Origin of the sequence: Agromyces sp. GXQ0307, from assembly GCF_044769845.1 — a bacterium.
Classification (GTDB): domain Bacteria; phylum Actinomycetota; class Actinomycetes; order Actinomycetales; family Microbacteriaceae; genus Agromyces.
Genome location: NZ_JBIZVY010000001.1, coordinates 624,989 through 638,078, shown reverse-complemented (window position 1 = coordinate 638,078; position 13,090 = coordinate 624,989). Strand labels below are relative to the sequence as shown.

Sequence of the window (13,090 nt, the reverse complement as noted above, 5' to 3'; positions counted from 1 at the left end):
GTCTCTCCCCCTTGCAGGTGAGGTCGACCCCTCCGGGTTCCTCCGTCATCGTCGGCGGAGGCATTGACATGATCCTCCTGTTTGCGGGAGTCCCCAACATATGTGGGTAACGCTTCCGTAACTCCCGGCATTCGGGGCGGAGAGCGCTCCCACCCGTTCAGGGGACATGCTCCGCGACTGGCGCCCACGCCCGAACGACGGCAGAATCGGAACATGCATGGGCAAGCGCTTTCCCAAATCGAGCGGACGATCGACGGACGACGCCCGGGACGCTCCGTGCTGCGACTGCTCGGCATGCACCGGCGCCGGGTCGCGACATCCGTCTTCTTCTTCGCGTTGAAGGACACGCCCCTCTGGCTCATGCCGGCCGTCACCGCCGAGATCATCGACGTCGTGGTGGCGGGCGGCCCGCTCCGCGAACTCGCGCTCTGGGCGGGGATCGCGATCGTCGCGCTCCTGCAGAACTACCCGAACCACGTCGCGTACACGAAGCTCTTCATGGGCGCGGTGCGCGACATCGGCCGCGACCTGCGCAACGCGCTCGCCGCGCGACTCCAGTCGCTCTCGATCGGGTTCCACACGCGGTCGAACTCGGCCATCGTGCAGACCAAGGTCGTGCGCGACGTCGAGAACATCGAGGTCATGCTGCAGCAGACCGCGCACCCGCTGCTGTCGGCGACGATGGTGCTCATCGGCGCCATCGCGATGACCGCGATCAACGTCCCGCAGTTCCTGCCCGTGTACGCGCTCGCGATCCCGCTCGCGGTGCTGCTCCGCGCCATCCTGAACCGCCGCAGCCGGGCCCGCAACGAGCGCTTCCGGCTCGAGGTGGAGCAGTTCTCGGCACGGGTCGGCGAGATGGCGACCCTGCTGCCGATCACACGGGCGCACGGGCTCGAGCACGTCGCGGTCGATCGGGTCGCCACGGGCGCCGAGGGCGTGCGCTCGGCCGGCCTCCGGCTCGACCTGCTCAACGGCCGCTTCGCGTCCCTGTCGTGGGTGACGCTGCAACTCCTGGGCGTCGGATGCCTCCTGCTCGCCGCCTGGATCTCGATCGCCGGATGGCTGCCCATCACGGCGGGGCAGGTGGTGCTCCTCAGCTCCTACTTCGCGCTGCTCACGTCGGCCGCGACCGGCCTGCTGATGCTGCTGCCGATCATCGCGCGCGGCACCGAATCGATCCGCTCGATCGCCGAGGTGCTGCAGGAGCCCGACCTCGAGTTCAACGAGGGCAAGCGCGCCGTGCAGCGGGTAGTCGGCGGCATCCGCCTCGACGAGGCCGAGGTGCGGTACGAGTTCGGCGAGCCGCCCGCGCTCGACGGCGTCGACCTCGACATCCGGCCGGGGGAGACCGTCGCGTTCGTCGGCTCGTCGGGGTCGGGCAAGTCGACGCTGCTCAACCTCGTGCTCGGGTTCCTGCGGCCGACCCGCGGGCGCGTGCTGCTCGACGGCGTCGACATGGAGGAGCTCGACCTCCGCACGTTCCGCCGCTTCGTGTCGGTCGTGCCGCAGGAGTCCGTCCTCTTCGAGGGGACGATCCGCGACAACATCGTCTACGGGCTCGGCGAGGTCTCCGACGAGCGGGTGCTCGCGGCCCTCCGCGACGCCAATGCGCTCGAGATCGTCGAGGCGCAACCCGACGGCTGGGACACCGTCGTCGGCGAACGCGGCGCGCGGCTCTCGGGCGGTCAGCGCCAGCGGCTCTCGATCGCCCGCGCGCTCGTGCGGGATCCGCGCGTGCTGCTGCTCGACGAGGCGACGAGCGCGCTCGACCCGGCCTCGGAGGCGCTCGTGCGCGACGCGCTGGGCCGGCTCATGCGGGGCCGCACGACGCTCGTCGTCGCGCACCGGCTCTCCACGATCAGGTCGGCCGACCGGATCGTCGTACTCGAGCGCGGCCGCGTCGTCGAGTCGGGTTCGCACGCCGAACTCGTCGCGCGCGGCGGCCGCTACGCGGAGCTGCACCGCGTGCAATCGGCCTAGCGCGCCGGCCGACGGCCCGCGAGATGCCACCTGCGGTCGCATCCGCTCGCCCGACGACCCGCGAGATGCCACCTGCGGTCGCATCCGCTCGCCCGACGACCCGCGAGATGCCACCTGCGGTCGCATCGGCCGCGGTCACACGACCGCAGGTGGCATCTCGGTGCCACGCGGGCCGCGGGTGCGGGGGCGGGTGCGGGGGCCGGTGCGGGTGCGGGCTGAGGGCGCGGGGTGCGGGCGGGGCGCCGCCGCGCGCCGCGGGCTACGCGACGCGCGCGGCGAGGCGCACGAGCGCCCACGACTCGGGCGGCAGCGGCACAGTCGAGACGTCGTCGGAGGTCGTGACGCCGGCGAGCGGGCGGGGCGCGGCGGCGGCGCCGCGCGCCGCGAGGTGGGCCGCGGCATCCGTCGAGCTGGCGCCCCGCTCGTTGGCATCGGCGACGATGACGGATGCCTCGGCGAGCGAGACGTCCGCGAAGCCGAGGTGCTCGACGGCCGCCGCGACCGGCTCGGCCGTGCGGTTCACGAGGATCGCGACGAGCGAGCCGGACTCGGCATCCCACGTGACGGTCGCCGAGACGCCCGCGACCTCGCCGTGCTTGTCCGTCGCGAGGGTCGGCCCCTCGACGCGTGCGTCGAGCGTGACGCCCCGCGCGTGCGCAGCGGTGAGCGCGATCGGGTGGAACGTCGTCTGCTTCCACGCGTCGCCGCCGGGCTCGGTGAGCATCGGCGCGATCACGTTCACGAGCTGGGCGAGGCACGCGACCGCGACCCGGTCGGCGTTGCGGACGAGCGTCGCGAGCAGGTCGCCCGCGACGACCGCGTCGAGGCCCGAGTAGACGTCCTCGATGAGGCGCGGCTGCTCGAGCAGGTCGAGGTCGTCCTCGCCCGGGAAATCGGAGATGTACCAGACGTTCCACTCGTCGACCGAGAGCTTCAGCCGCTTCGACGAGTGACGGCGGGCGGCGACCGCGTCAGCGGTCGCGACCACCTCGTGCATGAATGCCTCGAAGGATGCCGCGGAGCCGAGGAAGGACGCCCGGTCGCCGTCGCGCTCCTGGTAGTACGCGTGCACCGAGATGTAGTCGACGTCGTCGAACGTGTGCTCGAGGACCACTCGCTCCCACTCGCCGAACGTCGGCATCTCGCGGCTCGACGACCCGCACACCACGAACTCGATCGACGGGTCGACGCGGCGCATGGCCTGCGCGGCCTGGCTCGCGAGCCTGCCGTAGTCGTCGGCGGTCTTGTGGCCGATCTGCCACGGGCCGTCCATCTCGTTGCCGAGGCACCAGAGCTTCACGCCGTAGGGCTCCTCGGCGCCGTTCGCGCGGCGGCGGTCGCTCCAGGCGGTGCCGCCGGCCACGTTGCAGTACTCGACGAGGTTCGCCGCGGCATCCGCGCCCCTCGTGCCGAGGTTCACCGCCATCATCGGTTCGACGTCGGCCTTGCGCGCCCACTGCATGAACTCGTCGGTGCCGAACGTGTTCGGTTCGACCGTGCGCCACGCGAGGTCGATGCGCGTCGGGCGTTCGTCGACCGGGCCGACGCCGTCCTCCCAGAAGTAGTTCGAGACGAAGTTGCCGCCGGGGTAGCGCACGAGGCTCGTGCCGAGCTCGCGCGTCAGGTCGATGACGTCGCCGCGGAAGCCGTCGGCGTCGGCCGTCGGATGCCCCGGCTCGAAGACGCCCGTGTAGACCGCGCGCCCCAGGTGCTCGACGAACGAGCCGAAGATGCGCCGGTCGATCGCGCCGACGACGAAGGACGGGTGGACGGTGATGCGGGCGGTCTGCGTCATCGCTCTCTCACTGCAGTCGGAATCCGGAGTGTCCACGAAGTGTCGCATCCCGTGGCGGGAGGCGGAATCCCGTGGACACTCGACGGTGGGTGCGGGCGACCGGCTCAGCCGGCGGGGGTCGGCGCCGGGGCGGCCGAGAGGTGCGGCGCGACGACGCGGTCGAAGGATGCCGCGGTGCGGGCGACCACGTCGGCGAACGGCGCCGCCCAGATGTCGGCGTTGAAGAGCTCGACCTCGATGTCGCGGTCGTACCCCGTCGCCTCGACCGCGGCGGTGACGGTCGTGAAGTCGATCACGCCGTCGCCGGGGTAGTGGCGTGCGAGCAGCGCGTCGGCGGGCAGGGGCGTCGCCCAGTCGCACACCTGGTAGCTCGCGATGCGCCTCTCGCGGCCGGCGCGTGCGACCTGGTCGAGCACCTCCGGATCCCACCAGACGTGGAACGTGTCGACCTCGACGCCGACGGTCTCGGGCGCGAACGGCGCGGCGAGGTCGAGCGCCTGCTTCAGCGTCGAGACGACGGCGCGGTCGGAGACGTACATCGGATGCAGCGGCTCGATCGAGAGCTGCACGCCGGCCGCCGCGGCATCCGGAACCAGCTCGGCGAGCGCGTCGGCGACGCGGCCGCGCGCACCGGCGAGGTCGGTCGACCCCTCGGGGATGCCGCCCGCGACGAGCACCAGCACCGCCGTCGAGCCGGGGGCGCCGGCGGCGGCGAGCGTCGCCGTCTCCTCGATCGCGCGGCGGTTGTCGTCGATCGACGCGCGCCGCTCACGACCCTCGGGCATCGTGAAGAAGCCGCCGCGGCAGAGGCTCGTGAAGCGCAGCCCCGAGTCGGTGAGGCGAGCGGATGCCTCGGCGACGCCGACCGCGTGGACGGGCTCGCGCCACAGGCCGATCGCCCGGACCCCGCCTCCGGCGGTGACGTCGAGCGCCTCCTGGAGCGACGCGTGCTTGATCGTCGCCTGGTTCAGGGAGAGGCGGGGGTGAGCGCTCATGCGGGGACCGCCTGCGAGGCCGCCTCGGCGGGGGCGTCGACCGGGGTGTCCGCCGCGGCGAGCGCGGCCGCGGCATCCGTCACCGTGGTGTCGACCCCGTTGATCGTGAGCAGTTCGTGCCAACGCGCCGCGGCGAGCTCGGGGCGCTCGAGCGCGCCCGAGGCGTTCGCGAGCTCGACGATGCGCGAGAGGTGCGGCAGGCTGCGCGCGGCGTGCAGGCCGCCGACCATCTGGAACGCGGCCTGGTGGCCGTTCAGCCACGACAGGAACGCGACGCCCGTCTTGTAGTAGAACGTCGGGGCGGCGAAGACCTGCCGCGAGAGCTCCTCGGTCGGGCCGAGGATGCGACGGTACTCGTCTGCGTCGTCGCGGTCGAGCGCCTGGATCGCGGCCGACGCGTTCGGCGCGAGCGCCGCGAAGGCGCCGAGCAGCGCGTCGGAGTGACCCTCCGCGTCGCCCTCGATGAGGCCGACGTAGTGGAAGTCGTCGCCCGTGAACATCCGGGCGGATGCCGGCAGCCGGCGCCGCACGGCGATCTCGGCGTCGGCGTCGAGCAGGCTCATCTTGACGCCCCGAACGGTGTCGCGGTTCGCCTCGATGATCTGCAGGAGCGTCGCGGACGCGGCATCCGTGTCGGTCGACCCGAAGTAGCCCTCGAGCGCCGGGTCGAAGGCGGTTCCGAGCCAGTGCAGCACGACCGGCGCGCCGGCCTTCGAGAGCACCTCGCGGTACACGCGGCGGTAGTCGTCGGCGCTCTGCGCGGCGCGCGCGAGGTGCCGGCTCGCCATGAGCACGGCGCCGGCGCCCGCGTCCTCCGCGTGGTGCAGCTGCTGGACGTAGGCGTCGATGACCTGCTCGAGCGAGATGCGCTCGTCGTCGATGTGGTCGGTGTTCACGCCGACGACGACGCTGCCGCCCGCCGACGCGGCCTCGGCGGCGCTCCGGGAGATGAGCTCGCGCGTCGCGGCGGCGTCGAGGCCCATGTTGCGCTGCGCGGTGTCCATGGCGTCGGCGACGCCGAGGCCCCACGACCAGACGTGGTGGCGGAAGGCGAGGGTGGCGTCCCAGTCGATCTCGGCGGGCTGACCCGGCGTGTTGTCGGCGTGCGCCTTCGGCACGACGTGCGCGGCGGCGTACGCGACGCGCGAGCCGAGCGGCTTCCGCGGCTTGGCGAACGCGGGCGGCGGGTTCAGCGCGACGGCGCGGGTCGCGCCATCCGCCCCCAGCAGCGTGAGCGTGGTCATCGTCAGCGCGCCCCGCTCAGTTCGTCGGCGGCCACGGGCGCCTGGGCGGCGGCGGATGCCGCGGCATCCGTCGGCTCGTCGGCGGCCTCGAGCGTCACCTCGGGGATGTCGATGCGCCGGCCAGTCCGCGACGACTCCAGGCCGAGCTCGGCGAGCAGCATGCCCCGCGCACCCGCGAGGAAGTCGTAGGTGTTCGGGGCGTCCTCGACGACGTGGCGGATGAAGTCCTCCCACTGCGTCTTGAAGCCGTTCTCGAACTCGAGGGTGTCGGGCACCTCGATCCAGTCCTGCGCGTACTCGTGGCCGTCGGCGAGGTCGGGGTTCCACACCGGCTTCGGGGTCGCGTTGCGCGGCTGGATCTTGCAGCCGAAGAGTCCCACGACCGCCGAGCCGAGCGTGCCGTCGACCTGGAACTCGACGAGCTCGTCGCGATTCACGCGGGTCGTCCAGCTCGAGTTGAGCTGGGCGGTCACGCCGCCCTCGAGCTCGAAGATCGCGTACGCGGCGTCATCCGCCGTCGCCGCGTAGCGGTCGCCGCGCTCGTCGACGCGCTCGGGGATCTCGGTGACGGCCTTCGCGTAGACCGACTCGACGCGGCCGAAGAGGTTCTCGAGCACGTAGTTCCAGTGCGGGAACATGTCGACGACGATGCCGCCGCCGTCCTCCGCGCGGTAGTTCCAGCTCGGCCGCTGCGACGGGTGCCAGTCGCCCTCGAACACCCAGTAGCCGAACTCGCCGCGCACGCTCAGGATGCGGCCGAAGAAGCCGCTGTCGATCAGGCGCTTCAGCTTCTGAAGGCCGGGCAGGTAGAGCTTGTCGTGCACGACGCCGTTCTTCACGCCCGCGTCGGCGGCGAGGCGGGCGAGCTCGAGTGCATCGGCGTAGGACTCGGCGGTCGGCTTCTCGGTGTAGATGGCCTTTCCGGCGGCGATGGCCTTCGTGATGGCGGCGGCGCGCGCCTTGGTCACGAGGAAGTCGGCGTAGATCGGCCAGCGGTCGTCGGCGAGCGCCTCGTCGAGGTCGGTGGTGTAGTGCTCGATGCCGTGCTTCGCTGCGAGCTCGGCGAGCTTCTTCTCGCTGCGGCCGACGAGGATCGGCTCGACCTGCACGCGGGTCTCGCCGTCGGCGAGGAGCACGCCGCCCTGCTCGCGGATCGCGAGGATCGAGCGCACGAGGTGCTGTCGGTACCCCATGCGGCCGGACACGCCGTTCATGATGATGCCGATGGTCTGCGGGGTGGTCTCGTCTGCCACGGTGGTTCCTCTTCGATGCCGGGAGCGGACGACTGGCCTGACCTTCTGGTCCGGCCGCCGCGCCGCTGCGGGAAAGCGTTTACCCGAGTGTAGGACACGGATCGCGGTTCGCGCAACACTCCGGGTGGGCGGCGGAGTTCGCGCGAGGACTGCGGGGCGGTGGCGGGGCGGCGGGCGGATGCTGCGGGCCCGGCCGAGTTCGCAGGATGAGACGGGTCATGGGGCCCGTGGGGGCGCTGTCGGGCGGCTGGTCCTGCGTTCGTGACAGGCTCGGCCTGCGGCGGTGGCGGCGCGACGGGCGGATGCTGCGGGCCCGGCCGAGTTCGCAGGATGAGACGGGTCATGGGGCCCGTGACCGCGCTATCGTGCGGCTGGTCCTGCGTTTCGTGACCGGTCCGGCCTGCGGCGGTGGCGGCGCGACGGGCGGATGCTGCGGGCCTGGTCGAGTACGCAGGATGAGACGGGTCATGGGGCCCGTGACCGCGCTGTCGTGCGGCTGGTCCTGCGTTTCGTGACCGGCTCGGCCTGGGGCGGTGGCGGGACTGCGGGCGGATCCTGCGGGCCTGGTCGAGTTCGCAGGATGAGACGGGTCATGGGGCCCGTGACCGCGCTATCGTGCGGCTGGTCCTGTTTTCGTGCCCGGCTCGGCCTGCGGCGGTGGCGTGACGGCGGGCGGATCCTGCGGGCCCGGCAGAGTACGCAGGATGAGACGAGTGATGATGCCCGATGCGGGGGTATCGGGCGGCTGGTCCTGTTTTCGTGACCGAGGCGTCACCCGCGCCGCGTCAGCCCGTGCGCCTCAGCCGCGTCGCGGCGTCGACTCGCGCAGCACCACCTCGGTCTGCACGGGTGACTCGTCGACCTCGCCACCCTCGTCGAGCGCGAGGCGCAGGGCGCGGCGGCCGACCTCCTCGAGCGGGATGCGGACGGTCGTGAGGGCTGGGGTGACGTCGCGAACCGTGGGGATGTCGTCGAAGCCCGCGACCGCGACATCCGTGCCGGGCGTGAGGCCCGCGTCGCGGATGGCCGACATCGCGCCGACGGCCATGACGTCGTTGCCGGCGAAGACCAGCTCGATGCCGTCGAGGCCCTGCTCGATGAGCTGCGCCATGCCCTCGTAGCCGCCGTCGCGGGTGAACGCGGGGCGCACGATGCGCTCGAGCGTGCCGCCCCCGGCTTCGAGCCCGGCGCGGAAGCCGGCGAGGCGCTCGTCGGCGGTGCGGATGCCCTCGGCGCCGGTGACCGCGGCGAAGCGGCGGTAGCCGAGCCCGATGAGTTCGCGCGCGAGGGCCTCGGCGCCGGCGCGGTTGTCGAGCTGCACGGCCTGGAAGCCCCCGGCGGCGCTGCTCACGAAGGCGACGCGCCCGCCGTTGGATTCGAACGCCCGCAGCTCGGCCTCGAGGGCGTCGTTGTTCGGGTCGTCTTCGCGGCGCGAGGCGGCGAGGATCATGACACGCGGGCGCTGGCCGCGGAGCGTGCGGACGAGGTCGAGCTCGCGTTCGGTGTCGCGCTCGGTCGCGGCCATCGTGACGATGAGCCGTTCGCGGTCGGCCTCGCGGACGACGCCGGCCGCCATCTGCGAGAAGTAGGGGTCGGCGATGTCGGCGACGAGGAGCGCGACCGTCGTCGTCGTGCCGCGCGCGACGGCCTGCGCCGACAGGTTGGGGGAGTAGTTCAGCTTCGCGGCGGCTGCGAGCACGCGCTGGCGGTACTCCTCGTTGACCTTGCGCGTGCTGCCGTTCAGCGAGCGGGACGCGGTGGCCAGGGAGACACCCGCCTCGCGGGCGACGTCGTGCAGGGTCGCGGGCGCGGTGCGCCGGGTCTCGACGGCGTCGTCGGTCATGCGTCCTCCGTATCCGTGAGGCACTCTCGCGAGGCTCTGGCAGGCGCCCCATGCTATCGCCGAGGGTGACGGATGCCGCGGACGTCGCGGCCGCGGAGTGCCCGGATGACGCAATGCTACCGTAGTGAGATAGCGCTTTCCCATCGGTTCGGGCGGGAGGCACGACGCACGAGTGGAGCAGCGATGGCGCAGCGGGAACGGTACGGACTCATCGGAGCGGGAAGCCGCGCCGGCATGTACATCGGCGCGATGAGCGGCACCGTGATCGGCGCCGAGCGGGTACCGGATGTCGCCGAGCTCGTCGCGTGGTCGGACGTGAACCCGGGCCGGCTCGACGTGTACGAGCGCGAGGTGGTCGCGGCGGGGCATCCGGCCCCCGTGCGGTACGCCGTCGGCGACCTCGAGCGCATGATCGCCGACGAGCGCCTCGACCGCGTCGTGATCACCACGCCCGATGTCACGCACGCCGACTACATCGTGCGCGCGCTGCGCGCCGGCGCCGACGTCGTCGTCGAGAAGCCGCTCACGATCGACGCCGAGAGCGTGCGCCGCATCGGCGCCGCGATCCGCGAGACCGGCCGCGAGGTCATCACGACGTTCAACTACCGCTACAGCCCGCGGAACTCGACCCTGCGACGCGTGATCGCCGACGGGCGCATCGGGCGGGTGACGAGCGTGCACTTCGAGTGGGCGCTCGACACGGTGCACGGCGCCGACTACTTCCGCCGTTGGCACCGCGACAAGGCGAACTCGGGCGGGCTCTTCATCCACAAGGCCTCGCACCACTTCGACCTCGTGAACTGGTGGATCGGCGCGGCGCCCGTGCGGGTGTTCGCGAGCGGAGGGCTGCGCTTCTACGGCGCCGAGAACGCCGCGGCGCGCGGCCTCGGCGCACGCCCGGCGCGCGGCACGGGCGCGGGCGAGGCGGGCGGACCCTTCGCACTCGACCTCGCCGCCGACCCGCGCATGAGGGAGCTCTACCTCGACCAGGAGCACCACGACGGCTATCTGCGCGACCGCGACGTGTTCGATCCCGGCATCACGATCGAGGACAACCTCGCGGCGCTCGTCGACTACGACTCGGGTGCGACCCTCAGCTACTCGCTCAACGCGCACGCGCCGTGGGAGGGGTACCGCGTCACGGTGAACGGCACCGAGGGCCGAGCCGAGCTCGAGGTCGTCGAGCGCGGCGCCGTACTGATCGGCGAGGACGGCCGAGTGGTCGTCGACCCGAGCATGCACCCCGACCACTCTCCGGTCGACGAGGTGCGCCCCGATTCCGAGCGGCTCGTGCTGCAGCGGCACTGGGAGGGCGCGCAGGTCGTGCCGATCCCCGAGGGCATCGGCAGCCACGGCGGCGGCGACGCCTACCTGCTGCAGCACCTCTTCGACCGGGTGACGGATGACGCGCCGCTCGGCCGCGTCGCCGACTACGCCGACGGCGTGCGGGCGGTCTCGGTCGGCATCGCCGGGAACCGGTCGCTCGAGACCGGCGAGCCCGTGCGGATCGCGGATCTCGACCTCGGCGCCTGAGCCGCCCCGCGGCATCCGCTCGCCCGCGTCGCCGCACGAGCGCGGGGGCCCGCTGCGCGGGCCTTTGGACCCCACGGATGCCTCGGGGTGCTGGGATCATCGCGATCATGAGCGATCCGACGAGCGCGCCTCCGGGCTGGTACGACGACGGGCGCGGACAGCAACGGTACTGGGACGGCACGCAGTGGACCGAGCACACCGCGCCGCTCCCCGGCGCCGACGGCGCCACCCGGCCGTATGACGCGGCCACCCTCGGCGATGAGGGCGCGCGCGATTCCTCGCCGTATGCGGAGACGACGCCGTTCGCCGGGCTGCCGACGAACGGCCCGTCGGGATCCGGCGGGGCGCCGCCCGCGGAGTACACGGGATACGCCGCGTACGGCGGCGCCCCGGGCGCGCCCGGCGCGCCGCCCGAACCGGCCGGCACGAACGTGCTCGGCATCGTGGCGCTCGTGATCGCGGCGGTCGGGTTCGTGTTCGCGGTCATCCCGTTCGTGCAGGTCGTGGGGCTCATCCTGCTGCCGATCGCGTTCGTGCTCGCGATCATCGCCCTGTTCCTCAAGGGCCGGAAGTGGCCCGCCATCACGGGCCTGATCCTCTCGGTCGTTGGCGGGATCATCGGGACGATCGTGTTCGCCGTGGTCGCGCTCGGGGTGTTCGGGCAGATCGTCGACTCGGGCGTGATCCAGGACGAGATCGACCGCCAGCTCGAGGAGGAGTTCGGCGAGCCCACCGGTCCCGCCACCGAGGAACCCGGCGACGAGTCCGTCGAGGGGCAGGTGCTCCGGTTCGGCGAGACCATGGTGTGGAGCAACGACGTCTCGATGACCGTCTCCGCGCCCGAGCCGTTCACACCCTCCGACCTCTCGGCCGGCGCCGATCAGGCCGCGAACCTCGTCTTCACGCTCACGATCACGAACGACTCGACCGAGAACGTGCAGCCGGTCGTGTTCTCGCAGCTCTCGTCGGGCGGCACGGAGGCCACGCGAATCTTCGACGTCGGTGCCGAGGGCGGGCAGGTCGGCATCCCGCCGACCACGGCGATCCTGCCCGGCTCGTCGATCACGTGGAACGAGGCCTGGTCGGTCGCCGATCCCACGTCGCTCACGATGCAGACCGCGCCGTCGTTCGAGTACGAGGACGTGATCTTCACGAACGTGCCGCAGTAGCCAGGGGAGGTCGTCGCCGATCGTCGCTGATCATCCCTCCGTGGCGGAGGGAGAAAGGTATTCCGCGTTCACCTTTCCACCTCACGTGAGGGGTGATGCGTTCTCGGCGCTCCCATCGATCGCGGGGGCGTGCCTGGGGTAGGCGAGCAGCAGCGCGCCGGAGGAGATCCAGACGACGCCGATCGCGACGATGAGGGTCTCGGCGCCGACGCCCGCGGCGAGGCCGGCGACCGCGGCGCCCGCCGCGGCCGCCGCCGCGCGGAGGCCCGCGCCGACCGTGAACACCTGCGAGCGGAGCGCGGGTGGGCTCTGCTGCTTGCGGATGAGGAGCATCGCGGCGGCGCTCGGCGCCGTGAAGAGCCCCGAGGCGCCGATCGCGGCGATCGCCCAGGCCGGGCCCAGGTCGGCGGCGGCGACGACCGTCCAGACGCCGGTCGCGGCGAAGCCCCAGCCCATCACCCACTCGGGTGAGCGACGTGGCGGACGGCGGGAGTTCCAGAGCGCGCCGACGAGGCCCCCGATCGCGAACGAGGTGACGATGATCGCGCCCTCGCCGGCGTCGCCGGAGCGTGCGACCGAGAGGGCGACGGCGGCGATCGCGAGCCCGCCCGAGCCGAACTGGCTGAGCGTGCCGCTCCACGTGATGACCGCGAGCGGTCGGTGCGTCGCGATGTGCCGGAACCCCGCGACGATCGTGCCGAGGAACGACGGCCGGTCGTGGGGGGATGCCGCGGACGGATGCAGCCGGAGCGGCACCGTGCCGACGGCGCCCGCGAGAGCGCTCGCCGCCATCACGATCGTCGCGATGCGCGCCGAGCCGAGTGCCGCGGCCGCGGCGACCACCGCCGGTCCGGCGACCGCACCGAGGTTGTAGGCGAGCGCGTCGATCGCGAACGCCCGGCGTTCGTCGGGGATGCCCTCGGTCACGAAGCTCGACAGTCCCCCGAACACGAAGGGTGTGACGGTGCCGGCGACGACGAGCGCGATCGCGACGGCCCACGCGGGCATCGGTCCGAGGAAGGCCGCGAACGCGTACGCGGCCGCGATCACCAGGCCGGCACCCGCGACGAGCGCGCCCGGGCGGCGGCTGCGGTCGAGCATCGCCCCGGCGACGGGGGCCGCGACGATGCTCGGTCCGAGGGCTGCGGAGGCGAGCAGCCCGCCGACGGCGACGCCGACGCCCTGCTCGACCGCGAGCACGGGGATCGCGATCGTGATCCCGCCGACGGCGAGCCGCGGCGGGGTCGCGGCGACGAGGTAGGAGGCGACGCCCAC

9 protein-coding genes are annotated in these 13,090 nt (G+C 72.7%); 3 read left to right on the top strand and 6 right to left on the bottom strand.

Annotated features, from left to right (window positions below):
- The first annotated feature begins 213 nt into the window (after positions 1–213).
- A complete protein-coding gene (locus tag ACIQH8_RS02940; RefSeq protein ID WP_400994557.1) occupies positions 214–1,983 on the top strand; it encodes an ABC transporter ATP-binding protein in 1,770 nt (589 codons plus the stop codon).
- Between the two features lie 259 nt (positions 1,984–2,242).
- Here ACIQH8_RS02940 and ACIQH8_RS02935 read toward each other — a convergent pair whose 3' ends face one another.
- From ACIQH8_RS02935 to ACIQH8_RS02915, 5 genes are all read right to left on the bottom strand, one after another.
- A complete protein-coding gene (locus tag ACIQH8_RS02935; protein WP_400994555.1) occupies positions 2,243–3,778 on the bottom strand; it encodes an alpha-N-arabinofuranosidase in 1,536 nt (511 codons plus the stop codon).
- A gap of 104 nt (positions 3,779–3,882) precedes the next feature.
- Positions 3,883–4,773 (bottom strand): sugar phosphate isomerase/epimerase family protein, encoded by an 891-nt coding sequence (locus ACIQH8_RS02930; protein WP_400994553.1) that lies wholly within the window; start codon positions 4,771–4,773, stop codon positions 3,883–3,885.
- Positions 4,770–6,017 carry a DUF993 family protein gene (locus ACIQH8_RS02925; protein WP_400994551.1) on the bottom strand — a complete coding sequence of 416 codons (1,248 nt, stop codon included), beginning with the start codon at positions 6,015–6,017 and terminating at the stop codon, positions 4,770–4,772. The genes ACIQH8_RS02930 and ACIQH8_RS02925 overlap by 4 nt, the downstream gene beginning before the upstream one ends.
- 2 nt (positions 6,018–6,019) lie before the next feature.
- Positions 6,020–7,231 (bottom strand): Gfo/Idh/MocA family protein, encoded by a 1,212-nt coding sequence (locus ACIQH8_RS02920; RefSeq protein ID WP_400995691.1) that lies wholly within the window; start codon positions 7,229–7,231, stop codon positions 6,020–6,022.
- Positions 7,232–8,069: 838 nt separating this feature from the next.
- On the bottom strand, positions 8,070–9,113 hold the full coding sequence (locus ACIQH8_RS02915; protein ID WP_400994548.1) for a LacI family DNA-binding transcriptional regulator: 1,044 nt from the start codon (positions 9,111–9,113) through the stop codon (positions 8,070–8,072).
- A gap of 183 nt (positions 9,114–9,296) precedes the next feature.
- On the opposite strand from ACIQH8_RS02915, the gene ACIQH8_RS02910 reads away from it, so the two are divergent.
- Together ACIQH8_RS02910 and ACIQH8_RS02905 are read left to right on the top strand one after the other, a co-directional pair.
- A complete protein-coding gene (locus ACIQH8_RS02910) occupies positions 9,297–10,646 on the top strand; it encodes a Gfo/Idh/MocA family protein (protein ID WP_400994545.1) in 1,350 nt (449 codons plus the stop codon).
- A 107-nt stretch (positions 10,647–10,753) separates the two neighbouring features.
- The gene (locus ACIQH8_RS02905; protein ID WP_400994543.1) at positions 10,754–11,815 is read left to right on the top strand and encodes a DUF2510 domain-containing protein; all 1,062 of its coding nucleotides are present in this window, start codon (positions 10,754–10,756) and stop codon (positions 11,813–11,815) included.
- An 81-nt stretch (positions 11,816–11,896) separates the two neighbouring features.
- On the opposite strand, the gene ACIQH8_RS02900 is transcribed toward ACIQH8_RS02905, so the two are convergent.
- Positions 11,897–13,090, bottom strand: a complete 1,194-nt coding sequence (locus ACIQH8_RS02900) for an MFS transporter (protein WP_400994541.1) — start codon at positions 13,088–13,090, stop codon at positions 11,897–11,899.

Excerpts from the sequence above, each read along its gene's own strand:
- ACIQH8_RS02940 (WP_400994557.1), top strand. The coding sequence starts at position 214 with ATGCATGGGCAAGCGCTTTCCCAAATCGAGCGGACGATCGACGGACGA.
- ACIQH8_RS02935 (WP_400994555.1), bottom strand. The coding sequence starts at position 3,778 with ATGACGCAGACCGCCCGCATCACCGTCCACCCGTCCTTCGTCGTCGGC.
- ACIQH8_RS02930 (WP_400994553.1), bottom strand. The coding sequence starts at position 4,773 with ATGAGCGCTCACCCCCGCCTCTCCCTGAACCAGGCGACGATCAAGCAC.
- ACIQH8_RS02925 (WP_400994551.1), bottom strand. The coding sequence starts at position 6,017 with ATGACCACGCTCACGCTGCTGGGGGCGGATGGCGCGACCCGCGCCGTC.
- ACIQH8_RS02920 (WP_400995691.1), bottom strand. The coding sequence starts at position 7,231 with ATGAACGGCGTGTCCGGCCGCATGGGGTACCGACAGCACCTCGTGCGC.
- ACIQH8_RS02915 (WP_400994548.1), bottom strand. The coding sequence starts at position 9,113 with ATGACCGACGACGCCGTCGAGACCCGGCGCACCGCGCCCGCGACCCTG.
- ACIQH8_RS02910 (WP_400994545.1), top strand. The coding sequence starts at position 9,297 with ATGGCGCAGCGGGAACGGTACGGACTCATCGGAGCGGGAAGCCGCGCC.
- ACIQH8_RS02905 (WP_400994543.1), top strand. The coding sequence starts at position 10,754 with ATGAGCGATCCGACGAGCGCGCCTCCGGGCTGGTACGACGACGGGCGC.